We start from the raw sequence: 23753 nt of genomic DNA, 5'->3' as shown, positions 1-23753 counted from the left end.
GCGTCCGGACGGCGGTGATGATGCGCACGGAGGTGGCTCGAGTGGTGTGGGGGGTGCGGGTGGCGCCGGCGGTGCTCCGCTGACGAGCAAGATCGCTGCTCCAGCGGCCTTCGACAGCGCCCAGGGCTGGGAGGTCCAGGCTGCCTGGCTTCCGCCGGGCCAGCCGCTCCCGTACGCGGGACCCAAGCTCACCGAAGAACAGGCCGACGAGACGTCCGGCAAGCTGGCGGTTCCGCAGATCGCCCTCGTCCCCGGTCGGGACCGCGAGTACTTCGCGGTGTGGGCGCGGGGCCAGGTTCGGAAGGACGACTTCCACAAGTACAAGGAGGCCGTCTCCGTGGCTTTCTACCCGGCCGACGTGGCCCCGGTCGCGTGGGGAACGTGGAGGCTCCGGACGGCCGGTTCGCCCGGCCGAAGGCGGTCGATCCCGACTACCTGATGTCGTTCCCCGGTCCGAAGGGGCTGGTGACCAACGGCCCGGAGGACGCCGGGGCCGACGGCGACTGGCAGAGCACGAAGGTGGCTCCGCCCGGCGTCGAGGCGGTCCGCAAGAGGGAGAACGTGGGCTTCGGGATGACGGAGACGCCGAACGGCCGCATCATCGGGGCCGTCGCCGACGACGGCACCGCCTACGGCATGGCCGGCGACGACGCGCCGCTGACCCCGGTCTCCGTCTCCACCGCCACGCCCTTGCCGGAGGCGACGATCACGCCGAAGGCCATGGCCAACGGCGCGGGCGCGTTCGTCACGCACGCGGGGACGGACTCCATGCGTCTGATCGTCCTCAAGCTGAAGAGCTGATGATGCCAGGAGTCGAACGGGTGTCGGTACGGCGGCAGGGCGGAGCCCATCGCCACCACGGCCTTCAGCGCGCCGACGCCCGCTCGGCCCCGGCTGCGCCTCCCGCGCCGCCTGAGCCCCCTGCGCCGCACAGCGAGCAGCGTTCCCTGCCGTCCCAGTCCGCCCAGCCGAAGACGCCCGGCGACAGGGAGCGGCCCTCCAGCTCGTCGCGCACCGCGACCCGGTAGTCCCACACGGACGCGATGTACGGGTGGTAGACGTCGTGGAAGGAGGGCTGGGACAGCAGGGCGCCCGCGGCGACGGCACGGCGCAAGGCGCGCAGCTGCTCGAACATCGCCTGCCCGGCGGCGGCGACCGGCGCGGCGGCGTCGATGAACAGCCGCTCCCGCACCTCGTAGATGTGCGCGTCGGCGAGGGCGGCACGGCTCGCCGCCTCCCGGTCGAGGGACGGGTCCGGGTCCTGGGCCAGCTCACGCAGCCGCGTATGGGCGGTGCCCGCCGCCGAGATGAAGTCGATGTACACCTCGCGCCTCAGCGCGCCGAGCCCCCGCCCCTCCTCCTGCCGGGTACGCAGCCGGTCGGCGAGCACCGTCCCCGCTATCGCGATGACCGCGCCCCCGAACGTCGCCACCAACGTCAACCACTCCACGCCGAGCCCCCCTCGCTCTGCCGTGCCCCCTACGGTCGCGGCACCGTAACATCCGCCGACGGCTGGCCCTGGACACCCCGCGGAATCGGTCCGGCCCGCGCTACCCGACGATGACCCGATGAACGGACAACGGGGAAGCATCGAAGAGGAATCCATCGCCGACCTCGCCCGGCGGCTCGTCGCGGCGGACACCGGCGGCTGGACGCCCGACGGGGCGAGGGCCTTGGCGGCCGAACTGGGCTGGGCCTGGGGCGGCACGCCGGAGAGTCCCGTCCTGATCACCGGCCGGGCGGCGGGGAACGCCCGACTGCGCCCGGTGGGCCGGTTCGAGAAGTCCTACGTCGACGGGGAGTCGTACGTGGAGGTCGCGGTCCCCGTGGCGACGGCCGCCCGGGAAGCCGCCGCTCAGGCCGCTGCCTACCGCACCGTCAGGACGGAGGTGACCCCCGCGCTGGGTACGCCCTCCATCATGGGCTCGCACGGCGACTTGGGCCCCTACTACGACGGCGGGCCGTTCTGGGGCGCGCCCTTCCTGCGGTGGCGCGGCAGGGAAGACACGCTGGAACTGCGCGCCGGGACCGAGGGGCCGGGGCTGGTCCTGCAGCCCACCAGGCCGGCGGAGAACTGGTTCTGGCGTCAGGGCATCGGCGAGGAGTACGCGATCAGCGGCTTCTTCGGCGGCAATCGCGACCCGGCCAACTCCGGCCTCGGCTTCCCCGGTGGCTGGGCGGCCCGGAGCTGGGAGACCGTCACCCGGACGCTGGACGGCTTCCTGGGCGCGCTGCCCGCCGAAACGACCGCCCTCGGCATCAGGATCGGCATGCCGGTCCACGGCCGCACCGACCGCGGCGCACCCCTCCTGTTCCACGTGGCATGTGGCGACCGGCTGACGATCGGCTGCTTCGCCCCCGACGATGTCGATCCGGCCTCCCTCGGCTGGGGGACAGTCGCCCAGCACCCCGACACCGCGTCGGTCTACGGCGACGGCGGCCCGGTATGGCGCGTGGACGCGGGCGGCCCCGGTGAACCGAAGAGCCGTGCGCTCGCGGAGATGCTCGTGGCGACGGCCCGGGCAGTGGGCGTGAACGACCCGTCCGACCTGATCGTCGGCCGCGAGGCCGAGGACGTGGACGGCTACCACGTCACGTACTACGGGCTGGGCCTGCCGACCGGCTGACCATTCCCCTGACGCGGCCGGCACGGCGCCTCGGTGTCGGGCGGGCGCGCGAGGTGGCGTTGCCGTGACGGCGGCGGGAACCTCGGCGCCCACCGGCTGACGCTCACCGTGTCCGACGGTGGGGGCCTTCCGCGAGGGAAGGCCCCCACCCACGCCGGCGAGCGGCGTTCGTCAGCGTGCGTTCATCGCCGGGACGCCCGGAGGCGTCGGCAGCGGCAGCCGCAGACGGGCCGGCTGGTCGGAGACGGCCGGGGTGCGGCAGGTGAGGTCCTTCGCCGGGAGCTTGCCGGTGGTCAGGTAGGCCGTGGCGGTCTTGTCGGCGCAGGACTTGGTTCCGTAGACGCCGTGGCCCTCGCCTCCCAGGACCGTCACCATGCGCGAGCCCTTCATGGCCCGGTGCAGGCCCTGACCGCTGGTCAGCGGGGTCTGGGAGTCCCACTCGTTCTGCAGGATCAGCGCGCCGACCTTGTTGTTCACCGCGGTCGCGGGCTCACTGCCGTTCTTCCAGAACGCGCACGGCATGATGTTCGACGCGAAGTCGCCGTACAGCGGGTACCTGGCCTTGTCGCGGATCGCGTCGCGGCGGTACTGCTCCGGGTCGCGCGGCCAGGCCCGGGTGTCGGCGCACACGACGGCCCAGAAGCTCGCGTCGCCGTTGTCCGACGGGACCTCCGCCCGGGCGAACGCCGGCGGTGCGGGGCGTTCGGGGCTCGGCGTCGCGTCGCCGTTCCGGGACGGGGCCGGCTTCTGGCCCGAGGCCGCCTTCTTCAGGTCGGCGACCCGCTCGGCGGCGTTCTGCACGTAGAAGAAGACGGCCCGCTCGGCGCGGATGTCGTCACCGGTCATGCGCGTCCCGTCGACATCGATGGGCTTGCGGTCGGCCCGGGCGACCAGGTCCCAGTACGTCTTGCGGACCTTGGCCGGAGTGTCGCCCAGCCGGTACGTCGTGTGGCGCTTCGCGGTCCACTCGGTCCAGCGCGTGAACGCGGGCTCGGCGCCCTCGGCCCACACCTGGATCATGCCCCGCCAGGCGCGCTGGGGGTCGACGCCGCTGTCCAGCACGAACCGGTCCGCCCGCTGGGGGAACAGCTGCGTGTAGACGGCTCCGAGGTACGTTCCGTAGGAGAACCCCAGGTAGGAGATCTTCTTCTCGCCGAGCACGCCGCGGACGACGTCCATGTCGCGGGCCGTGTTGCGGGTGGTGAGGTGGGGCAGGACCGCGCCGCCCTTGGCCTGGCACTTGTCGGCGACCGTACGGGCCCACTTCACGTCCTTGGCGAACGTCGCCGCCTTGTACGGGCGCTGCCAGTTGAATTCGTCGTCCGCGAGGCCGCAGCCGACCGGAGTGCTCCGGCCGACGCCCCGTGGGTCGAAGCCGATGAGGTCGTACTGCTTCTTCACGGCCGCGGGCAGATCGGGACCCAGGTACAGGGGCATGTCCAGGCCGGAGCCGCCCGGGCCCCCGGGGTTGAGCAGCAGCACACCGCGACGTTCCTTGGTGCTGCTCGCCTTCAGACGCGACACCGCGATGTCGATCTGCTTGCCGCCGGGACGGCTGTAGTCGAGCGGCACCTTGAGGGTCGCGCACTGCAAGGCGGCGGGGCTCTCGGCGTCACACCGCTTCCACTGCGGCTTCTGCTGCAGGTACCGCTGCAGAGGGTCCGCGGTCGCGGGACGCGAGGGCGACGCGGCGGAAGGGGTGGCGGAGGCGGTGGCGGGTGCGAGGGCGGGGATCAGGGTCGCGACGGCGCCCACGGCCAGGAGAGGGGCTATTCGGCTGCTGCGCACGATGATGCCGTTCCTTACGTAGAGGGTGGCTGTGACCCACCCACCCTCTCGGACAACGGGAGTTGGGCGAATCCGCCGCCGGACCCCCGGCGTCTCCGACCGCAGGAGTAGGGAGTGACCCGGTGAATGGTCCCCCTGTAGGAGAACGCGAACCGCCGTTTTTCCGTCCGCGGTGGCCATCGCGTCGGATGAGGCCCCCGGTCCGGGGGTGGGGAGCCGAGGCGGCCCACCGGTTCCTCCGGTCCACCGGTTCATCCGGCCCCTTGGCCAACCCGGGCGCGGGCCCGGCCCGGAGCGAGCATGGGGTTCGACCCGCGCGGGCGTCCTTCGCCGGAGCCGGGACAGAAGGCTGAGGGGCGCCGCACGGCGGAGCCACGCCCGCGGGTCGCGCTCGTGGGCCGGGGCCCGAACCCATGACCGTTCCCACCGAGTAAGGGGGTTGAGCAACACATGCAGCAGCAAGCGGGGAGGAAGCCAGGACCGCTGGGGCTGCCCCGGGACTTCTGGCTGCTCTGGACCGCGGCAGCGGTCTCCGGGCTCGGCGACGGGCTCGAACTGAGCGCCTTTCCCCTGCTGGCCAGCCACTGGACCCAGGACCCGCTGCTCGTCTCCGCGGCCGCCGCCGCGGCACAGGCACCCTGGTTGTTCCTCGGGCTGCTGATCGGCGGACTGGTCGACCGCTGGAACCGCAAGAGCGTGCTGCTCATCGCCGACAGTTGCCGCGCCCTGCTCGTGATGGCCCTGGCGGTGGCGGTGGCACTCGGTGAAGGGAACATCTGGCTTCTGCTGGCCGTGCTCTTCGCTCTGGGGACGGCTCAGATCTTCTTCGACACCTCGGTACAGGCGGTGATCCCGTCCGTGGTCGGCACGGGTTCGCTGGTCCGCGCCAACAGCCTTCTCCAGGGCAGTTCGACCGTCCTCGTCCAGTTCGTGGGACCGGCGGCGGGTGCCGCCCTGTTCGCGGTGGCCCAGTGGCTGCCCGCAGGCGTCGACGCCGTCAGCTACCTGCTGGGAGTGATGCTGCTGGCAGGCGTCCGGGGCCGCTTCCACCCGTCGCGGACATCCTCGTCCGCGACGGTCTCGTCGGCGACGGCCTCCTCGGCGACGAGGCCTTCCTTGCGGCACAGCGTCGCCGAGGGGCTGCGCTGGCTGCGCGGCGACACGGTGGTGCGAACGCTGGCCATGGCGACCGTTCTGCTGGGTATGGGGAGCGCGGCCGCCTGGGGCGTCATGGTGCTGTTCGCCCGGCAGCAGTGGCACCTCACGGGCGCCGGTTACGGCCTGCTGCTGACGGCGAGCGCCCTCGGCAGCATCGCCGGCTCTCTGGTCGCGGCCCCGCTGGCCCGCCGACTGCCACCTCGGCTGGTACTGGCGGGCTCCGCCGCCGGTTCGGCGGCGGCCTTCGCCCTGCTCACGGTCTCCCGCTCCGCCGCGTTCGCCGCGGTCCTCCTGGCCGTCAACGGGCTGTGCGTGGTGGTGTGGAACGTGGTCACGGTCTCCGAGCGGCAGGCCCGCATCCCGGACGTCCTCACCGGCCGGGTCACGGCCGCCTACCGGGTCCTTGCCTGGGGCAGCATGCCTCTCGGGGGACTTCTGGGTGGTGCGTCGGCTTCCGTCCTCGGGCTGAGCTCAGCCGTTCTGCTGGCAGCCCTGCTGCTCGCTCTGGCAGCCTTGCTGGTCGGCGTGGCACGCGGCGATGCGGACGGCCATGAGGACCTCCACGAAGACCTCCACGAAGACCTCCACGAGGTCTGTAATGAGAAAGCAAAACGATCGTCAACGCGCAAGAACGACTGTTGACTTATCAACAGCAGCCCTTTTACGTCCTGGTCGAGCGTCAGTGATCTCGAAGAGGTTGATTCCTGAGCCCGAACCTGGCCGACGGAGCGCGTGTGTCTGCTGTGATCGAAGCCCAGAACGTCTCCAAACTCCTCGCCGAACACCCGCAATTCGGGGACGCATCCGCCATGCGAAGGCGCGCGGCCGAAGTGCTCGACTTCACGCTGGAAATCCTGTCGGACTCCTTAGCGCCGGCCGGCCCGGCCATCGCCGCCGGCGCGCTGCGCATCCGGCAGGAGCGCCTGTATTTCGATCCCGTGGTCCGGGACATCCTGGAAGTGGGTCTGCGGGAGCTGAAGTGCGCCCGGCGCGTCGCAGATGTGGGAACTTCGCCCTCCTCGGCTCGACTGACCCCCTGACAGCCTTACTTACCGTCCAGTAAGCTCCGGCCATGTCCACCCCCGCCCTAGCCGGACTCACCGATTCCGTACGCGCCTTGACGGAGGGTCAGGTCACCTCCGCCGCCCTCGTCCAGGCCTCCCTCGACCGGATCGAGGCCACCCGCTCCACGGTGAACGCCTTCCGCCTCGTGCGCGACGCCGAAGCCGTCCTCGCGGAGGCCGCGGAGGCCGACCGCCGGCTCGCGGCGGGGGAGCGGGCCCCGCTGCTGGGCGTACCGGTCGCCGTCAAGGACGACACCGACATCGCCGGGCTGCCCACCGCCTTCGGCTGCCGCGGCGACCTCCCGGCCGCGAGTGCCGACGGAGAGGCCGTCCGGCGGCTGCGCGCCGCGGGCGCCGTCATCGTCGGCAAGACCAACACCTGCGAGCTGGGCCAGTGGGCCTTCACCGAGGGCCCCGCCTTCGGCGCCACCCGCAACCCCTGGCACACAGGCCACACGCCCGGCGGCTCGTCCGGCGGCTCGGCGGCCGCCGTCGCCGCCGGGCTGGTCCCCGCGGCGCTCGGCTCCGACGGCGCCGGGTCCATCCGCATACCGGCCGCCTGGACGCACCTGGTCGGCATCAAACCGCAGCGCGGACGCGTCTCCGTGCACCCGTACAACGACTGCTTCGAGGGCCTGACGGTGAACGGACCCCTCGCCCGCACGGTCGCCGACGCCGCGCTGCTCCTCGACGCCGTCTCGGGCGCGCACCCCTCCGAGCGCCACCACCCGGCGCCCGTCGACGCCTCCGCCGCCGCACGCCGCGAACCCGGCCGGCTGCGCATCGCACTCGCGTGGCGCTCGGCGTTCACCGCCACCCGCAACCCCCTGCACCCCGACATACGCCGCGCCGTGACCGACCTCGCCGAGGCCCTCGCCCGCCTCGGCCACACCGTCGAGGAGGCCCGCCCCCGCTACGGTCTCATCGGGCTGAGCTTCCTGCCGCGCGCCACCGCGGGCATCGCCGCGTACGCCGACCGGCACCCGGACCCGGCGCTGCTGGACCCGCGCACCCGCGGCACCACCCGCACCGGCCACCGCCTCGGCGGCCGCGCCCTGCGCACCGCCCGGGCACGCGAGGCCCGCCAGCACCGCCGCATCGGGGCCCTCTTCGCCACGTACGACGTGCTCCTGACCCCCACCACCGCCGCCCCGCCGCCCCGCGTCGGCACCTTCGACGACCTGTCGGCCTGGCGCACCGACCTCACCATGGCGGCCGCCTGCCCGTACGCCTGGCCCTGGAACGTCCTCGGCTGGCCCGGCGTGAACGTCCCCGCCGGCTTCACCACGACCGGCCTGCCGGTCGGCGCCCAGCTCCTCGGCCCGGCCGGCAGCGAGGAACGCCTCATCTCCCTGGCGGCGCAGCTGGAGGCGGACCGGGGCTGGCACCTCCTCCGCCCGGCCCTCGACCCGCTCTGAGAACTCCCGACGAACTGCTGCGCCGCGGAGAGCACGCCTGGCCGGCGGAGCTGGACCTGATGGCACGGCTGCCCATGGAGGCCGTGCCTGCCTTGAGGCTCCTGCCGGGAGGCGATCCGAGAGTTCTAAGGCACGCGTGCCGTCCACTCGGGGGAAGAGAACTTCGTCTCCACCAGCTCCCTCGCCCGCGCCATCTCCTCGGCCGTGACCGCGCCGTCCGTCAGCCCGTACCGCTCGCGGAACGAACCGATCATCCGCTGGATGACCGTGGCACGCGGCAGACCCGTCTGGCGGCGCAGCGGGTCCACGCGCTTCTTCGCGCTCGTCGTGCCCTTGTCCGAGAGCTTCTCGCGGCCGATGCGGAGCACCTCCGTCATCTTCTCCGCGTCGATGTCGTACGACATCGTCACGTGGTGCAGTACCGCGCCCTCCCCGCCGACGATCCGCTTCTGCGCCGCGCCCGCGATCTTGCCCGCCTCGGTGGCGATGTCGTTGAGGGGCTGGTACCAGGCCTTGATGCCCATGTCGCCGAGGGCGCCCAGCACCCAGTCGTCGAGGTAGGCGTAGCTGTCCGTGAAGGAAAGCCCCTTGACCAGGGCCTCGGGGACGGAGAGCGAGTACGTGATGGTGTTGCCCGGCTCGATGAACATCGCGCCGCCGCCGCTGATCCGGCGGACCACCGTGACGCCGTGCCGCTCGGCGGCCTCGGCGTCGACCTCGTTGCGCAGCGACTGGAAGCTGCCGATCACCACGGCCGGCGCGCCCCACTCCCACACGCGCAGCGTCGGCGGCCGGCGCCCGGCCGCGACCTCGGCCGTCAGCGCCTCGTCCAGGGCCATGTGCAGCGCGGGCGACTGCGGCGCGTCGTGGACCAGCTGCCAGTCGTAGTCGGTCCAGTCCGTGGCGTGCGCGAGGGCCCGCCGTACGGCGACGCCGATGCCCTCGCTGGTCAGCCCGAACATCTCCGTCCCGGGCGGGAGCGCCGCGTCGATGCGCGCCGCCAGCCCCGAGGCGTCGGTGTCGGCGGGGGCGCCCTCCAGGGCCCGGTCGATGGCGTCCAGCGCGTCGTCGGGCTCCAGGAAGAAGTCTCCGGCGACCCGCACCCGCCGCAGGACGCCGTCCTCGGTGTCCAGGTCGACCGTGATCAGCTTGCCGCCGGGGACCTTGTACTCACCGTGCACCGCGCGCCCTTCCTGTCGGGGCTTCCACGGTATCGGGGCCCGCCGACATCAAGGCCCGTCCTCCACGCCGGCCGTCAAGGCCTGTCCTCCTCCTCGCCGGACCTCTCGGTCTTGCGGCCTCGCTCGGTGCCGCTCTGCCGTCCGGTGCGGGTGCCCTTCCGCTCCTCCTCCGGGTGGACGTCGTCCTCGCCGGTCACCCGCTCCAGCGGTGCCTTGTTCCGGTCTTCCTGCCGTCCGCGTTCGCCCATGACGTCCGTCCTTCCTGTTCGCCGGGGTCGACGGGTTCCCCACCCGGGGCCCGTCACGCACCCAGCTCCCCGGCCATGGTGCGCAGGGTCGCCGCCAGCTCCCGCACCTGGTGGTCGGACGGCGACGGCGTGCCGATCCGGTCCACCAGGTCGCCGCGCGTCAGGAGCACGGCCGCTCCCTCGCACCGCGCGGAGGCGAGCCGGTCCGGGCGGACCACATGCGCCCGTCCCTCCATCAGGACGAGCGCGGCACCGTCGTCGGGCAGCGCGAGCAGCTCGCGTACATGGCTCTCGTCGATCATGCGGCCCGAGTACCCGATCCGTACGGCCCCGATCCGCCTCGGCGCACACTCACCCGAAAGCGCGTACGCTCCGGCCATGTTCACCACCCGGCCCACCCTCCAGGGCACCTTCGGCATGGTGTCCTCCACCCACTGGCTCGCCTCCCAGACCGCGATGGCCGTCCTGGAGGACGGCGGCAACGCCTTCGACGCCGCCGTCGCCGCCGGGTTCGTCCTCCACGTCGTGGAGCCGCACATGAACGGCCCGGCCGGAGAGGTGCCCGTCATCCTGGCGCCCGCCGGCGGGGACGTACGGGTCCTGTGCGGGCAGGGCCCGGCCCCCGCCGGGGCCACCCTCGCGCACTACCGGTCCCTCGGACTCGACCTCGTACCCGGCACCGGGCCGCTCGCCGCCGCCGTACCGGGGGCCTTCGACGCATGGATGCTGCTGCTGCGGGACCACGGCACCGCGTCCCTCGCCCAGGTGCTGCGGTACGCCATCGGGTACGCCGAGGACGGGCACGTACCCGTGGCGGCGATCGGCGAGACCGTCGAGACCGTACGGGGGCTGTTCGAGACCGAGTGGACCTCCTCCGCCGAGGTGTACCTCGTGGACGGGAAATCCCCCGCCCCCGGCTCCCTCTTCCGGAATCCGGCTCTCGCGCGTACCTGGCGCCGGCTGATCGAGGAGGCGACGGCGGCCGCCGGGGACGACCGGGTCGCGCAGATCGAGGAGGCCCGGCGCGTCTGGCGCACCGGCTTCATCGCGGAGGCGTTGGTACGGCAGGCCGCCCGCCCCACCATGGACACCAGCGGCACCCGCCACACCGGCACCCTCGCCGCCGGGGACCTGGCCGGATGGTCGGCGGCGTACGAGGACCCGGTCACGTACGACTGGAACGGCTGGACCCTGTGCAAGGCGGGTGGCTGGAGCCAGGGACCCGTCCTCCTCCAGCAGCTCGCCCTCCTGCCGGACCCGCTGCCCCCGTACGGCTCCGCCGACTACGTCCACCTGCTGGTCGAGGTCTGCAAGCTCGCCATGGCGGACCGCGAGGCCTGGTACGGCGACGCCGCCGACGTCCCGCTCGACGCCCTGCTGTCCCGCGCGTACAACGCCGAGCGGCGCGCGCTCATCGGCGACAAGGCGTCGTACGAGCTGCTCCCGGGCCGCCCCGGCGGGCGTACGCCGCGGCTCAGCGACCACGCGGCCCGGGCGGGCGCCGCCGCTCCGGCCGCCCTGGGGGCCGGTGAGCCGACCGTCACGGTGGACGGCGCCACGCGCGGCGACACCTGCCACCTCGACGTCGTGGACCGCTGGGGCAACATGGTGGCCGCCACGCCGAGCGGCGGCTGGCTCCAGTCCAACCCGGTCGTGCCCGAACTGGGCTTCCCGCTCGGCACCAGGCTCCAGATGGCCTGGCTGGACCCCGGTCTGCCCAACTCGCTGACGCCCGGCCGCCGCCCGCGCACCACGCTCACGCCGTCGCTGGCGCTGCGGGACGGGGTGCCGGTGATGGCGTTCGGCACACCGGGCGGCGACCAGCAGGACCAGTGGCAGCTGCACTTCTGGCTCGCCGTCACCCACGGCGGCCTCGGCCTCCAGGCCGCCATCGACGCGCCGAACTGGCACAACGAGGCCTTCCCCAGCTCCTTCTTCCCGCGTGCCATGCGGCCGGGCTCGGTCACCGTCGAGTCGCGCATGGACCCGGCGGTGGTCGAGGAGCTGCGGCGGCGGGGCCACGAGGTGACGGTCGGCGGGCCCTGGACCGAGGGGCGGCTGTGCGCGGTCGCGCGCGATCCGCGCACCGGGATCCTCTCGGCGGCGGCGAACCCGCGCGGCATGCAGGGGTACGCGGTCGGCCGCTGACGGACCAGGCTGCCGACGGAACCGGCCGCTGACGAGTCCGGACGCTGACGAGTCCAGCCGGGACGGAACCGGTCGCGCGTTCTCGGGGTTCGGTCGCCCGTTGTCAGTGGTCCGTGATTGGCTGGACACATGATCGATGAGCTTCTCGAGGGATCCGGTTCTCTGTCCTCGCGGGTCGAGGAGGCGGTGCGCGCGGCGGCGGCCGCCGAGATCATGCCGCGCTGGCGGCAGCTCGCCACGCACGAGATCCTCGAGAAGAGCGGCCCGCACGATCTGGTGACCATCGCCGACCGGGCCGCCGAGACCCACCTGACGGCCGCGCTCACCGCGCTGCTGCCGGGCTCGGTGGTGGTCGGCGAGGAGGCGGTCCACGCCGACCCGGAGGTGTACGAAGCGCTGCGCGGCGACGCGCCCGTGTGGATCGTCGATCCGGTCGACGGGACCCGGCAGTTCGTGCGCGGCGAGCCCGGTTTCTGCACGCTCGTCGCGCTCGCCCGCCACGGCGAGCTGCTGGCGGGCTGGACGTACGCCCCGGTGGCGGAGGAGATGGCCGTCGCGGTGCGCGGGCACGGCGCGCGGCTGAACGGCATCCCGATACGGTCCGGCTCGCCGGTGCCCGGGGAGGTGCTCCGGGTGGCGACATCCCACCCCGACTACACCACCCCGGAGCAGAAGGCCGCCCTGCTGGGTCTCGCCACCGAAGGCGTCCACCCCCGGCCGTGCGGCTCCGCCGGCCTGGCGTACCTGGACATCGCCCGGGGCGTGACCGACGCGCTCGCGTTCACCTGGGAGTACGCCTGGGACCACGCGCCGGGCCTGCTGCTGGTGGAAGAGGCGGGCGGCACGCACATCACCGCGTCCGGCGAGCCCTTCCGCATCACCGGCGGCAACGCCCTGCCCTTCACGGCGGCCCGTGACCGGGCCACCGCCGCTCGTGTCCGGGACCTGCTGACCCGTCAGTAGGAGCCGGGACCTATCCTGAAGCCCTTGGCCATCGGCTGACGAAGGAGTCCGAAAGGTGCCGTCGATGCTGGATGCCGTCGTCGTGGGGGCGGGGCCCAACGGGCTGACCGCCGCCGCCGAGCTGGCCCGGCGCGGGTTCTCCGTGGCCGTGTTCGAGGCCCTCGACACCGTCGGCGGCGGTGCCAGGACCGAGGAGCTCACGCTGCCCGGCTTCCGGCACGACCCGTGCTCCGCCGTCCACCCGCTGGGCGTCGGCTCCCCGGCGTTCAAGGCCCTGCCGCTCGACCGGTACGGCCTGGAGTGGCTGCACGCCGAACTGCCCATGGCGCACCCCTTCGACGACGGGACGGCGGCCGTGCTGTCCCGGTCGGTCGCGGAGACGGCGGCCTCGTTCGGGCCCCGGGACGCGGGCACGTACCGGCGGCTCGTCGCGCCGTACATCGGCAAGTGGGACACCCTCGCCCGCGACTTCATGTCCCTGCCGCTCACCGCGCTTCCGCGCGACCCGGTCACCCTCGCCCGGTTCGGCATCACGGGCCTGCCGCCGTCCACCTGGCTGATGCGCCGCTTCCGCGACGACCGGGCCCGGGCGCTGTTCGCCGGGCTCGTCGCCCATGTCATCGCCCCGCTGAACGGGCTCGCCACCAGCGCGATCGGTCTCGTCTTCGCACTCGCCGCGCACGCGGGCGGCTGGCCGCTGCCGCGCGGCGGCTCGCAGTCCATCTCCGACGCCCTGTCCGCGTACGTACAGGACCTCGGCGGTACGGTCCACACCGGTTACGAGGTCAAGCGCCTCGACGACCTGCCGCCGGCCCGCGCGTACGTCTTCGACACCTCCCCGACGGCCCTGGCGCGTATCGCCGGTCTCGGCCGGTTCTACGACCACTACCGTTACGGCGCCTCCGTCTTCAAGATCGACTACGCTCTGGACGGTCCCGTCCCCTGGACCGCGGAGGCGCCCCGCCGCGCCGGCACCGTCCAAGTCGGGCCCAGCAGCCGGGAGATCGGCACCGCGCTCACCCAGGCCGCCGGCGGCACGGCACCCCGCACACCGTTCCTGATCACCGCCCAGCCCAGCCTCGTGGACCCCTCCCGCGCGCCCGAGGGCAAGCACGTCTTCTGGGCGTACGGCCATGTCCCGCACGCCTGGCGCGGCGACCTCACCGACGCCGTCGAGCGCCAGATCGAGCGCTTCGCCCCCGGCTTCCGCGACCTCGTCCTCGCCCGCGCCACCGCCGGCCCGCCCGAACTCGCCGCCCGCAACGCCAACTACGTCGGCGGCGACATCGCCTGCGGCGCCGCCAGCGGCCTCCAGCTCCTGCTGCGCCCGCGCCTCTCCCTCTTCCCGTACAACACGCCGCACCCCGCGGTGTTCCTCTGCTCGTCCGCGACCCCGCCGGGCCCGGGCGTCCACGGCATGTCGGGCCACAACGCCGCGAAGGCGGTCTGGCGCCATCTGCGAAAGGTCCGCCCGTGAAGATCACCCTGGTCCACGGAGACCTCACCGAGCAGCACGCCGACGCCCTGGTCAACGCGGCCAACTCCTCCCTCCTCGGCGGCGGCGGTGTCGACGGCGCCATTCACCGCAAGGGCGGCCCCGAAATCCTCGCCGAATGCCGCCGCCTCCGCGCCTCCCACTACGGCCGCGGCCTCGCCACCGGCCACGCCGTCGCCACCACCGCCGGCCGCCTCCACGCCCGCTGGGTGATCCACACGGTCGGCCCGGTCCACTCGACGGAGGAGGACCGCTCCCCTCTCCTGGCCTCCTGCTACCGCGAGTCCCTCCGCGTGGCCGACGAACTGGGCGCGCGGACCGTCGCGTTCCCGGCCATCTCGACCGGCGTCTATCGCTGGCCGATGGACGACGCGGCGCGCATCGCGGTGGAGGCGGTGCGGTCGACGCAGACGGCGGTGGAGGAGGTCCGCTTCGTCCTCTTCGACGAACGGGCGTACGCGGCGTTCGCCGAGTGGGTCGGTAACTTGTGACACGGAGGCCGACGACCATCATCTTCCTCGTCGGTCAGTCGACCTCCATGAGCGACCTCATCGCGGACAACCCAGCCCGGGTCGACGAGCGAAGCAAGAAGGTGCCCGACGGCGCAGGTGGTCTGGTCGAGACCGCGGTCGCTTCCCCCTGTGGAGGGACCCGGTCGCCCACGGCGGAACTCCGATGAACCGCGCCCTTCAGTATGCCGAGACTCTCGTCGCCGGCTGGACCGAGCGCTATCCGGCCAGCTTCCCGCCGATCGTCATCAATCTCACGGATGGAGAGTCGACCGACGGTGACCCCACCGCGGCCGCCGAAGCCATCAGGTCTCCTTGTCCGTGGGGTAAGCCCGTGCTCGTGCGACACGGGTGGCCACCCTTGTCCCCGCCCGGCATACGTCGACGAGCAGCCCCGAGCGCGCGCGGTCCCGGCGCGCGCCCGGGGCGCAGTGGTCGTCGGAGTCGGTCCCCGGTCAGCGTTGTGTCCGGTCGCGTACCTCGGCGACGGTGTCCTGGCCCGTCCGGCGGAGGCCTTGGGCGGTCTCCTGGCCGGCGGACCGGGTTTGCTCCTTTGTGGTGTCCACCGCTTCCTGAGCTGTGGATTTGACCGACTCGACCGCCTCAGCGGCCGGTTCGCGCAGCTCTTCCTTCACCTGCTGTACGGCTTGGGCGGCTTGCTGCTTCACCGGCTCGATCAGCTCGTCCGAGTGCTCGCGCAGCTGCTGTCCGGCGCGTTCCTCGGCCTCCGTGGTCGGCAGCAGCGCGGCGGTGAGCATCCCGGCACCGAAAGCGATCAGCCCCGCCGCCAGCGGACTCCCCTGCGTCTGCTGTTTGGCCCGCTCCGGCGCCTGCTGCAGCGCGTCACCGACCTGGCTCGTGGCGTCCTGGGCCGTCTGGACCACGCTGCCGGCGGTGTGTCCTGCCGTGTCGGCCATGCCCTGTGCGGATTGCCTCATGCCGCCGACGGCGTCTCGGGTGCTCCCCATCACGCGCTCCTTCACTCCGGTCAGCCGGTGACGTGCCGCGCCGGCCTTTCGCCGCGCCACTCGTCCCGGGGTCACCTTGTCCGCCAGCAGGTCGACATTGCGGGCCAAGTGGGCGCGCCGGTATTCCACGTCGCTCCTCAGCTCCTCGGGTGTCGCGCCCATCGGGCATCCTCCTTCAGCGATTCCACGGTCTGTTCGGGCTTGAGGTTGACCGTGCGCAGGCGCTTGCGGCCGGTGGTGTACAGCACCGCGCCGACCACGGCCCACACGGCCGTGACGATGAGGGCCGCCCAGGCGATGTCCATGACGTTGGCCAGCGCGAAGATCACGGTGAAGCTGCCCAGCAGCAACACCAGATGACCGGCATACCCGGCCCCGCCGAGCATGCCCATGGCCTTGCCCGCCTTGGCCGACTCCTCCTTGATCTCCGCTTTGGCCAGTTCGATCTCGTCGCGGACCAACTGCGACAGGTCCGCGCTGATGTCACCGATCAGATCGCCGATCGACGTGTCCTCGGCCCTCGCGGGCGGCGCGGAGGGCGGCCGCGTCCGGACCCTGTCGTACTCCGACACCCGTGCTGTCACAGCCGGCCCCCTTCGCCCGAGGCCGGGGGCTGGGTGGGCGGTGCCGTGGGTGCCGCGGGGGCTGGAGGTGGCGGCACCGGGGAAGTGGTGGAGGTGCCGACAGGGGGAGTGGGCGGTACGGGAGGCGGGGGCGGAGCTGCGGGCATACCGGACGGGGCGACCGGTGCCGCGCCGGGTGACGCCTCCAGACCCGCGCGTCCCGCGGGCCGGGGCTGCTGGGCCCGGGCGCCGCCTCCACCGCTGCCGGATCCGTTCGAGCCGGCGGCGCTGACGCCCTTGCCGGCGCGCGCCACGACGAAGCCGGCCAGAGCCGCCCCCGCCAGGAAGACACCCGGGCGACGCCGCGCGAAGTCCTGCAGGTCACTGACGAGGCCATCGGGTCCGCGCCGCTCCAAGCGGGAGGCGACCTGGTTCCCACCGTCAGCCACCTGCCGCACCATGCCCGCGACGCCGGAGTCCGGCTTGCCGTTCTCGCTCATCTCGCGCAGCTCGTCCGACAGCCGACGCACATTCTCCGCCAGCCGCCGGGTCTGCTCCTGCGCCTGTCCCTGGAGTTGCTCCCGCAGGTTCCCCACCAGGTCACGAGCCTGGTGCGTAGCCTCCTGAGCCACCCCCGCGGCCTGCTCCCTGGCGGTGCCGGCCACCTCGGCGGCCTTGTCACCCACCATCCCGGCGCCCTCCACCGCCTTGCTCTGCGCCGTTCGCGCCACCGCTCCAGGTGTGCCCTGGTCGCGGCCCGGCCCTTCGAAGTCGCTCATGGTTCCTCCTGATCGAAGGAAAACGTTCCGTCTGCCACCCCCGCGTACCCCCATCGCGGCCGGTCACCATCGCATCGCGGCATCAACCCGAAATTTCCGGCGCAGCGGGCTGGGCCAGCGCGTCATCGACAGGGCGTCCCGGTCCGGCGTTCGCGATCAACCAGCTGGGGCGGGCCTGGCCGGTGCGAGCCCTCGGCGCCGCCGGCCACCCGGGCCGCCGATCACCGCACCCGCGCGGCGATGATGCGCGCGCACTCCATCGACTCCGCGTGCGTGGTGTCCACCTCCACGTCGTAGGCCACACCCCGGTGGACCAGCTCCGCCTGGGCCTCGGCCATCCCGACGACCCGGTCGCCCCGGGCGATCTCGCGGCCGGCCGCCACCGCGGCGTCGCACCTGACGCCGACCCACAGCACGCCCAGTCCGTCCAGGGCCTTCCGCCAGCGCTCCTGTGAGGAGGTACCGCCGAGGAAGACCTCGTCGACGATGACCCGGGCGCCCGCGCGGGCCATCGCCGCGACGCCCTCGATCCACGCCGCCTCCAGCGTCCGGAACTCCGGGCCGACGATCACCTCCCCGTCCGGGCTGAACTCGATGCCGTCCTCGGACGTCTGCAGGGACGCCGGCATGGCGTCCACCAGCGTGTCCGTCCCGAGCGCCAGCCATGGCTGCGGCAGGACCGCCTGGAGACACCGGATGATGCCGGACTTGCCCGAGCTGGAACCACCGTTGAGAACGATCACCTGAGTCGTCACCGCGCCACAGTAGCCCTCTCGCGAACCCCACCGCCGGGCCGTCCTGACATGCTGGGCGGCATGGCCACACTCGACGGACAGCCCGTGACCCCCGACGATCTGCTGCCCCTCGCGCTGACCAACCTCGGTCACTTCACCACCATGCGCGCCGACGCCGACCGCCGCATCCGAGGTCTGTCCCTGCACATGGAGCGCCTCGTACGGGACTGCGAGACCGTGTTCGGCGCGGAGCTGGACACCCAGCGCGTCCAGGCGCACGTCCGGGAGGCCCTCGACGGGCCGGACGGGTCGGAGGGGTCGGAGGGGCCTTGCGTCGTGCGCGTCACCGTCTACGACCCCACCGTCGACGTGGCCCGCCCCGAGGACGCCGACCACCCCCGCGTGCTCGTCACGCTGCGCCCCGCCGGGGCGGTGACCCCGCCGCCGCTGCGCGCCAAGACCGTCCCGTACGAGCGCGACCTGCCCGAGGTCAAGCACACCGGGCTCTTCGGCACCCTGTACGCCCGCAGGGCCGCGCGCCGGCAGGGTTTCGACGACGCCCTGTTCTTCGGGGCGGACGACCGGGTGTCCGAGGGCGGCACCTGGAACGTCGGGTTCATCACCGACGACGGAGTGGTGTGGCCGGAGGCCCCCGCGCTGCCCGGCGTCACCATGGCCCTGCTCCGGCAGCACGTCGACCACCGGGTCGCCCCGGTCACCGTCGCCCAGGTGAAGGCGGCGCGGGCCGCGTTCGCCACCAACGCCTTCATCGGCGTACGCGCCCTGTCGGCCATCGACGACACCCCCATGGCCGTCGAACACCCGCTCCTGAACACCCTGTGCGAGGCGTACGAGGCGATCCCGGGCGAGGAACTGTCAGGCGCCTGAGCGGCCCACCGGCGTGTGGGCCGCTCCACGCCGGCGGCGTCAGCCCTGGGGCTGGTTCTCGCGCACCTCGTCGCTGAGGTCGGCCGTGTCGGAGGCCGGGGGAGCGGTCACCGCCTTGGTGGCGCCGAACTTCAGGAAGTCCGCCTCCACCTTGAGGTTGCCGACCTCCTGGACGAGACGGACCGGCAGGTCCGCGTCGTCCACCCACAGCTCGACGGTGATGGTGTCGACGGGGCCGGTCGCGGAGTTGAGCAGGCTCTTCTCCTCCTCCGGCGAGAAGACGCCCTTGTCCGCCATGTCCTTCACATCGATCGTCGCGCGGTAGTGCTGGGTCTTCTTCCCGCGGATCGTCTGCTCGCCGAGGTCCTCGGTGTCCTTCGACAGGCCGATGTAGCGCAGACCGGCGGTCGGGTCGGCGTTCTTCTCGACGGAGCGCGCGCCCTCCTCACCGAGTACGGCGGCGACATCGATGCGCATCCAGTGCTTGCCCTGGAGGGGGCTGCTGGGCTGCGGGTCGACGTTGTAGTAGTACGCACCGTCCACCAGCAGCGCGCGCAGCTGCGGGTCGTCCTGGACCTCCTGCATGTTCGCCGCCGCCGTGTCCATCATGACGTCGTACGCGGCGCCCTTGCCCCACGAGTAGGTGCCCGTCATCGTGATGGGCCCGGTGCCCGGGTCGGTCTTGAAGACGACCTCGGCCGAACCGAGCTTCTGCGTGCGGTCCGTCGCCCGGGCCAGCGCCGCGGCGATCGTGTCCGCCTGCTCCACCACCTTGGCGGTGTCCCGTGCGGCCTGCGTCCCGCACCCGGCCGTGGCGGTGAGCGCGACGGCCGCCACCCCTACGGAAGCGGCCGCGCGTATGCGTCTCATCGGCCCCATGAAGTCCACCCCTCGTACGTTCTCTTCGTTCGCGTGTTCAACTCGCGTGAACTGTAGAGGGTGGTACTGACATCGCCGGAGGGGCCAGGGTGGTCAGCGGTTGTCGTCCAGCTCCTGGTGCATCTGCGGCTGGTCGTCCTGGTCGTGGGTCACGGCGTAGCGCATCATCTCCCGGTAGGCACCGGAGGCGATGCCGAGGATGTCCTTGTACGGGTTGACGCCCGTCGCCTTCTCGGCGGCGCCGCCGAACAGGCCCCCGCCCACCTTGCCGGCCAGGCCGTGGCCGGTGGCGATCGGCTTGGCGGCGAGGTCAAGGACGCCCTTGGGGAGGCCGGCCATGTCGGCGTACTTGTCGGTGAGGGCGGTACGGACCATGGCGATGAAGGCGTCGTGGGACGGGCCGGGCAGGAACTTCTTGTAGTACTTGACGGCCTGAGCCGTCATGTAGACGCCGTCTTCGGTCTTCTTCCACTCGTTGTCGCGTTCCTTGGTCCACAGGCGGTCGACCTCGTCGGCGTCCTTGGGCAGGAGCCACTTCTCCGGGGTGCCGAGGTAGTGGTTGACGTAATGCCAGGCGCACACGAAGCCGTGGGCGTCGTCCTTGGAGACGTCGATGCCGAGGTTCCGCATGGCCTGCAGGACCTGCACGCTGAAGACGCAGGCCGCGCCGGTGGTGTACTTCTGCGAGACCGGCTCGCCGTGGGTGGCGTAGTCCCACTTTCCGCTCTTCTTGTGCAGCTGGCGCACGGAGGCGTGGACCAGGCGGACCTTGGTGACGTTCGCCGCGAGCTTCCCGCTGGTCATGGCGTCCGGTTCGTCCATGTCGATGAACAGGCGCGAGGACTGCGACAGGCGCCGGCCCGGGCCTTCGACGCCGCCGAGGCGGCCGGTGGAGCGCAGCGTGAAGGCGCCGGTCGGGGAGAGGTAGGTGCCGATCAGGCCCACGGTGCCCTGCAGCATGGACACCTCGCCCTTGTGGCGGCTGAAGAACTTCTGCGCGGCTTTGACGTCCGCCGGGCTCCAGCCCGGCGGCTCGGCCGCGGCCTTGTCCAGGAACTCGGCCAGCCGCGGGGGCAGGTGAGGGTTGTCCTGGCCGGGCCTGATGGTGCCGATCGTGCGGAACAGGGCGTTGACCCCGTCGATCTCCTGCTTGTCGATCAGGTCGGAGACGAGGGCGTCGGCCTCGGGGTCTCCGGCCTTGCTCGCGGCCTCAAGCTCCTGTGTGACGTACTGCGCGGACAAGGGCACAGCGGCTCTCCTCACTCGGAAGTCGGTGGGCGGGGATGTGCTCGTGATCTTGCCGGGAGGGAGGTACGTCTTCCATTACCCGATGGGGTTGCCCGGAGGTGCGCCGGGCGCACCCAGGGGGCGCGCTCAGCCTCGTGGCGGCACCGTCCGCAGGTAGGCGGCGAGTGCGGCGATGGCGGCCGGGTTGCGCGGGCTTTCCACCAGGTCGGCGTAGTCGAGCGTGAAGATCCGCCGGTGCTTCACCGCGGACACCTGCGCCAGCGGCGGGTAGGACAGCAGGAACGCCTTCTTCTGCTCGGCGGTGGTGTCCCCGTAGTCGTTGACGACGATGACGTCGGGGTCCCGCTCCACGACGCTCTCCCAGCCGACCGCCGTCCAGGAGTCGTCGAGGTCCCCCAAGACGTGGTCGCCGCCGGCCAGCGTGATGATGTCGTGCGGCGCGGCGAAGCGCCCCGAGGTGAAGGGCTTGTCCTGGCCGCTGTCGTAGAGGAACACCGTGGGCCGGTCGGCGCCCTTCGGGGCCTTGGCCCGGACGTCGGCGACCTGCGCGCGGAAGTCCGTGATCAGCCGCGCCGCCCGGTCCTCGACGCCGAAGAGCTTCCCGAGGTTGGTCAGGTCGGTGTACAGCGCTTCGAGCGGCGGCATGATGCCCCGGGCCTTGCCGCGGCCGTTGCGGCAGGACTCGGTGAGGACGTAGGACTCGATGCCCAGGCCGCGCAGGGTGTCGGGGGTGAGGCCCTTGTCCTCGCTGAAGCCGTAGTTCCAGCCGGCGAAGACCATGTCGGCGCGGGCGTCGAGGACGAGCTCCTTGGTGATCTCGTTCCGGGAGAGCCACTTCGCCTTGTCGTAGCCGGACTTCCACGGGATGCCGGACACGTCGCCCTTGTCGTCCGGCATCACGAAACCGGCCATGCGGTCCTCCAGACCGAGCGCGAACATGATCTCGGTGATGCCGACGTCGTTGGTGACCACCCGTTCGGGCCGCTTGGCGAAGGTCACCTTCCGTCCGCAGTTCTCGAGGGTGACGGCGGTGGAGCGGCCGTCGTCCCGGGCGGCGGAGGACGACGACACCTCGGCGCCGCACCCGGAGAGGGTGAGGAGCAGGGCGAGGGCGGCGGCCATGGCGGCGGCCGGGCGGGAGTGCGTCATGTGCGTCACGGGCGGTGTTCCTGTCCCTGGTCGTGGAGACGGTCGAAGAGGAGCTGTACGGCACCGGTCCGGGGGTGCCGTACGGGGTGGGCGCTGACGCCGAACACATCGGCCAGCAGCTCGGGGGTGAGGACGTCGTGCGGGGCGCCCGAGGCGACGATGCGGCCCCGCGCGATCACGTACAGCACGTCGCAGTGGAGCGCCGCGAGGTTCAGGTCGTGCAGCGCGGCCAGCACCGTCGGACCGGCCTGGCGTACCAGCGCGAGGACGTCCAACTGGTGCGCGATGTCCAGGTGGTTGGTCGGCTCGTCGAGGACGAGCACCCGCGGCTGCTGGGCGAGCGCCCGGGCGATCAGGACGCGCTGCCGCTCGCCGCCGGAGAGGGAGAGGAAGCCGCGCTCCGCGAGGTGCGCGGCGCCGACCCGGGCGAGCGCGTCCGCGCAGACGGCGCGCTCGTCGGAGGGGCCGCCGGTGCCGCGCCGCTGGTGCGGCAGCCGGCCCATCGCCACGACCTCCGCGACGGTGAAGTCGAACTCCGCCGACGACTCCTGCGGCAGCGCCGCCAGCCGGCGGGCTCCCTCCCGCGCACCCAGGGCGTGCAGGTCGTCGCCGGCCAGCAGGACCCGCCCGGCCGCCGGGCGCAGCGCCCGGTACACACAGCGCAGCAGGGTCGACTTGCCGCTGCCGTTCGGCCCGACCAGGCCTACCACCTGGCCCTCGGCCGCGGTGAGCGTGATGTCGTGGACGAGCCGGGCGCCCGCGACCGTGACGGACAGGCCCTCGATGTCGAGACGCATCAGCGGCCCCCGAAGGCGTAGCCGCGACGGCCGCGCATCAGCAGCAGGAAGCACGGCACGCCCACCACAGCGGTGATCACGCCCACCGGCAGCTCGGCCGGGGCGAGCAGCAGACGCGCGAGGACGTCCACCCACACCAGCAGCACCGCGCCCACCAGCGGCGCCACCGCCAGTACCCGCCGGTGCCCGGCACCCACCACCATCCGTACGAGGTGGGGCACCATCAGGCCGACGAACCCGATGGCCCCGCTGACGGCCACCACCGCTCCGGTGACGGCGGCCGTGACCACGAACAGCTCCCGGCGCAGCCGCCCCGGGTGCACGCCCAGGGTGGCCGCCGTCTCGTCGCCCATGGCCAGCGCGTCGAGCCGCCGCGCCGAGACGGCGAGGTACGCGGTGCCGCCGAGCACGGCCGCGGCGGCGAACGGCAGCGACCCCCAGGTCGCCCCGCCGAGGCTGCCCAGCAGCCACATCATCACCGACCGGGCCGCCTCGCCGCGCTCCGCGTTGAACACCATGACGGTGGTGACCGCCGAGAAGCCGTAGCTCATCGCGCTCCCGGTCAGCACCAGCCGCAGCGGCGTCAGCCCGTGCACGGTGCGCGCGGCCGCGTAGACGAGGACCATCGCGACGAGCGCCGAGGCGAACGCCGAGACCGACAGCGCCCACACGCCCAGCGCGGAGAGCGCGCCGAGCAGGATGACGGCGTTGGCGCCGACCGCCGCGCCGGAGGAGATGCCCAGGACGAACGGGTCGGCCAGGGCGTTGCGCACCATGGCCTGCACGGCGACGCCGGTCACCGCGAGCCCGGCCCCGACGACCGCCGCCAGCACGGTCCGCGGGAGCCGGATCTCCCACACGATGGTGTACGCGGAGACCTCGTCGGGCCGGATCGTGGAGCCGGTCAGCCCGGCCCGCAGGAAGTGCGCCACCTGCCCCCACGCCAGACCCGACGCCCCCAGCCCCACCCCGCACACCAGGGAGCACAGCAGGACGGCGCCGAGTACGACGGTCAGGGGCAGCAGGGGGATCCGGCGCGGGGGAGCGGGTCCGGCCGCCTGCGCGGCCGGGGTGGCGGTCGTCACCGTGGTCAAGGGTGGTTGGTCCTCACGCGTCGGGCGCCGTGTCCGTACGCGTACGAGGAAAGGC

25 protein-coding genes are annotated in these 23753 nt (G+C 72.8%); 11 read left to right on the top strand and 14 right to left on the bottom strand.

Translation table 11 applies throughout. The features are described 5' to 3' along the window. The first annotated feature begins 46 nt into the window (after positions 1-46). Both AB0A69_RS06735 and AB0A69_RS06730 read left to right on the top strand, forming a co-directional pair. Positions 47-439, top strand: coding sequence for a hypothetical protein (locus tag AB0A69_RS06735; protein WP_361416072.1), 393 nt, complete (start codon positions 47-49; stop codon positions 437-439). After that, positions 382-801, top strand: coding sequence for a hypothetical protein (locus AB0A69_RS06730; RefSeq protein WP_361416070.1), 420 nt, complete (start codon positions 382-384; stop codon positions 799-801). The genes AB0A69_RS06735 and AB0A69_RS06730 overlap by 58 nt, the downstream gene beginning before the upstream one ends. Positions 802-865: 64 nt before the next feature. Here the strand turns inward: AB0A69_RS06730 and AB0A69_RS06725 are convergent, their stop codons facing one another. Then, the gene (locus tag AB0A69_RS06725; RefSeq protein ID WP_361416068.1) at positions 866-1450 is read right to left on the bottom strand and encodes a CchlQ; all 585 of its coding nucleotides are present in this window, start codon (positions 1448-1450) and stop codon (positions 866-868) included. 118 nt (positions 1451-1568) lie between these two features. Between AB0A69_RS06725 and AB0A69_RS06720 the strand changes: the two genes are divergently transcribed. Beyond that, complete coding sequence (locus tag AB0A69_RS06720; protein WP_361416066.1) at positions 1569-2627, top strand: hypothetical protein; 1059 nt, start codon at positions 1569-1571, stop codon at positions 2625-2627. 171 nt (positions 2628-2798) lie between these two features. Here the strand turns inward: AB0A69_RS06720 and AB0A69_RS06715 are convergent, their stop codons facing one another. Then, on the bottom strand, positions 2799-4415 hold the full coding sequence (locus tag AB0A69_RS06715) for an alpha/beta hydrolase (RefSeq protein ID WP_361416064.1): 1617 nt from the start codon (positions 4413-4415) through the stop codon (positions 2799-2801). A gap of 450 nt (positions 4416-4865) precedes the next feature. Between AB0A69_RS06715 and AB0A69_RS06710 the strand changes: the two genes are divergently transcribed. From AB0A69_RS06710 to AB0A69_RS06700, 3 genes are all read left to right on the top strand, one after another. After that, positions 4866-6215 carry an MFS transporter gene (locus tag AB0A69_RS06710; protein WP_361416062.1) on the top strand — a complete coding sequence of 450 codons (1350 nt, stop codon included), beginning with the start codon at positions 4866-4868 and terminating at the stop codon, positions 6213-6215. Between the two features lie 92 nt (positions 6216-6307). Next, positions 6308-6613, top strand: a complete 306-nt coding sequence (locus AB0A69_RS06705; protein ID WP_361416060.1) for a hypothetical protein — start codon at positions 6308-6310, stop codon at positions 6611-6613. A 32-nt stretch (positions 6614-6645) separates the two neighbouring features. Continuing rightward, positions 6646-8055, top strand: coding sequence for an amidase (locus AB0A69_RS06700; protein WP_361416058.1), 1410 nt, complete (start codon positions 6646-6648; stop codon positions 8053-8055). Between the two features lie 125 nt (positions 8056-8180). On the opposite strand, the gene AB0A69_RS06695 is transcribed toward AB0A69_RS06700, so the two are convergent. The 3 genes from AB0A69_RS06695 to AB0A69_RS06685 all read right to left on the bottom strand — a co-directional run bounded on the left by AB0A69_RS06695 (position 8181) and on the right by AB0A69_RS06685 (position 9786). Next, entirely contained in the window at positions 8181-9236 is a 1056-nt protein-coding gene (locus tag AB0A69_RS06695) for a lipoate--protein ligase family protein (RefSeq protein WP_361416056.1), read from the bottom strand. Between the two features lie 74 nt (positions 9237-9310). Then, positions 9311-9484: a hypothetical protein gene (locus AB0A69_RS06690; RefSeq protein WP_361416054.1), complete on the bottom strand. Its 174-nt coding sequence runs from the start codon at positions 9482-9484 to the stop codon at positions 9311-9313. Positions 9485-9537: 53 nt separating this feature from the next. Next, positions 9538-9786 carry a hypothetical protein gene (locus AB0A69_RS06685; protein WP_361416052.1) on the bottom strand — a complete coding sequence of 83 codons (249 nt, stop codon included), beginning with the start codon at positions 9784-9786 and terminating at the stop codon, positions 9538-9540. Positions 9787-9862: 76 nt separating this feature from the next. Between AB0A69_RS06685 and AB0A69_RS06680 the strand changes: the two genes are divergently transcribed. The 4 genes from AB0A69_RS06680 to AB0A69_RS06665 all read left to right on the top strand — a co-directional run bounded on the left by AB0A69_RS06680 (position 9863) and on the right by AB0A69_RS06665 (position 14581). Then, entirely contained in the window at positions 9863-11632 is a 1770-nt protein-coding gene (locus AB0A69_RS06680) for a gamma-glutamyltransferase (RefSeq protein WP_361416050.1), read from the top strand. Positions 11633-11761: 129 nt separating this feature from the next. Beyond that, positions 11762-12595 carry an inositol monophosphatase family protein gene (locus AB0A69_RS06675; RefSeq protein ID WP_361416048.1) on the top strand — a complete coding sequence of 278 codons (834 nt, stop codon included), beginning with the start codon at positions 11762-11764 and terminating at the stop codon, positions 12593-12595. Between the two features lie 55 nt (positions 12596-12650). Further along, entirely contained in the window at positions 12651-14072 is a 1422-nt protein-coding gene (locus tag AB0A69_RS06670; RefSeq protein ID WP_361416046.1) for an NAD(P)/FAD-dependent oxidoreductase, read from the top strand. Continuing rightward, positions 14069-14581 (top strand): O-acetyl-ADP-ribose deacetylase, encoded by a 513-nt coding sequence (locus tag AB0A69_RS06665; protein ID WP_361416044.1) that lies wholly within the window; start codon positions 14069-14071, stop codon positions 14579-14581. The genes AB0A69_RS06670 and AB0A69_RS06665 overlap by 4 nt, the downstream gene beginning before the upstream one ends. A 473-nt stretch (positions 14582-15054) precedes the next feature. Here AB0A69_RS06665 and AB0A69_RS06660 read toward each other — a convergent pair whose 3' ends face one another. The 4 genes from AB0A69_RS06660 to cpt form a co-directional block, all read right to left on the bottom strand. Continuing rightward, positions 15055-15729, bottom strand: coding sequence for a DUF3618 domain-containing protein (locus AB0A69_RS06660; protein ID WP_361416042.1), 675 nt, complete (start codon positions 15727-15729; stop codon positions 15055-15057). Further along, a complete protein-coding gene (locus AB0A69_RS06655) occupies positions 15705-16151 on the bottom strand; it encodes a phage holin family protein (RefSeq protein ID WP_361416040.1) in 447 nt (148 codons plus the stop codon). Before AB0A69_RS06655 ends, AB0A69_RS06660 begins: the two co-directional genes overlap by 25 nt. Continuing rightward, positions 16148-16909, bottom strand: a complete 762-nt coding sequence (locus tag AB0A69_RS06650) for a hypothetical protein (protein WP_361416038.1) — start codon at positions 16907-16909, stop codon at positions 16148-16150. The genes AB0A69_RS06655 and AB0A69_RS06650 overlap by 4 nt, the downstream gene beginning before the upstream one ends. 221 nt (positions 16910-17130) lie before the next feature. Then, a complete protein-coding gene (gene cpt, locus AB0A69_RS06645) occupies positions 17131-17664 on the bottom strand; it encodes a chloramphenicol phosphotransferase CPT (RefSeq protein WP_361416036.1) in 534 nt (177 codons plus the stop codon). A 60-nt stretch (positions 17665-17724) separates the two neighbouring features. Here cpt and AB0A69_RS06640 point away from each other — a divergent pair, with 60 nt between their 5' ends. Further along, positions 17725-18531, top strand: coding sequence for an aminotransferase class IV (locus AB0A69_RS06640; protein ID WP_361416034.1), 807 nt, complete (start codon positions 17725-17727; stop codon positions 18529-18531). A gap of 39 nt (positions 18532-18570) precedes the next feature. Here AB0A69_RS06640 and AB0A69_RS06635 read toward each other — a convergent pair whose 3' ends face one another. From AB0A69_RS06635 to AB0A69_RS06615, 5 genes are all read right to left on the bottom strand, one after another. After that, entirely contained in the window at positions 18571-19401 is an 831-nt protein-coding gene (locus AB0A69_RS06635) for a hypothetical protein (RefSeq protein ID WP_361416032.1), read from the bottom strand. A 102-nt stretch (positions 19402-19503) separates the two neighbouring features. Continuing rightward, positions 19504-20658, bottom strand: coding sequence for an oxygenase MpaB family protein (locus AB0A69_RS06630; RefSeq protein ID WP_361416030.1), 1155 nt, complete (start codon positions 20656-20658; stop codon positions 19504-19506). Positions 20659-20784: 126 nt separating this feature from the next. Beyond that, on the bottom strand, positions 20785-21807 hold the full coding sequence (locus AB0A69_RS06625) for an ABC transporter substrate-binding protein (RefSeq protein ID WP_361416844.1): 1023 nt from the start codon (positions 21805-21807) through the stop codon (positions 20785-20787). 5 nt (positions 21808-21812) lie between these two features. Beyond that, a complete protein-coding gene (locus tag AB0A69_RS06620) occupies positions 21813-22604 on the bottom strand; it encodes an ABC transporter ATP-binding protein (RefSeq protein WP_361416028.1) in 792 nt (263 codons plus the stop codon). Further along, on the bottom strand, positions 22604-23629 hold the full coding sequence (locus AB0A69_RS06615) for an iron ABC transporter permease (RefSeq protein WP_361416841.1): 1026 nt from the start codon (positions 23627-23629) through the stop codon (positions 22604-22606). Before AB0A69_RS06615 ends, AB0A69_RS06620 begins: the two co-directional genes overlap by 1 nt. Between the last annotated feature and the right edge of the window lie 124 nt (positions 23630-23753).

This window comes from Streptomyces sp. NPDC045431, assembly GCF_040646655.1.
Classification (GTDB): domain Bacteria; phylum Actinomycetota; class Actinomycetes; order Streptomycetales; family Streptomycetaceae; genus Streptomyces.
Note: the sequence above shows the minus strand (reverse complement) of the source record. Positions and strands in the feature narration are given on the sequence as shown.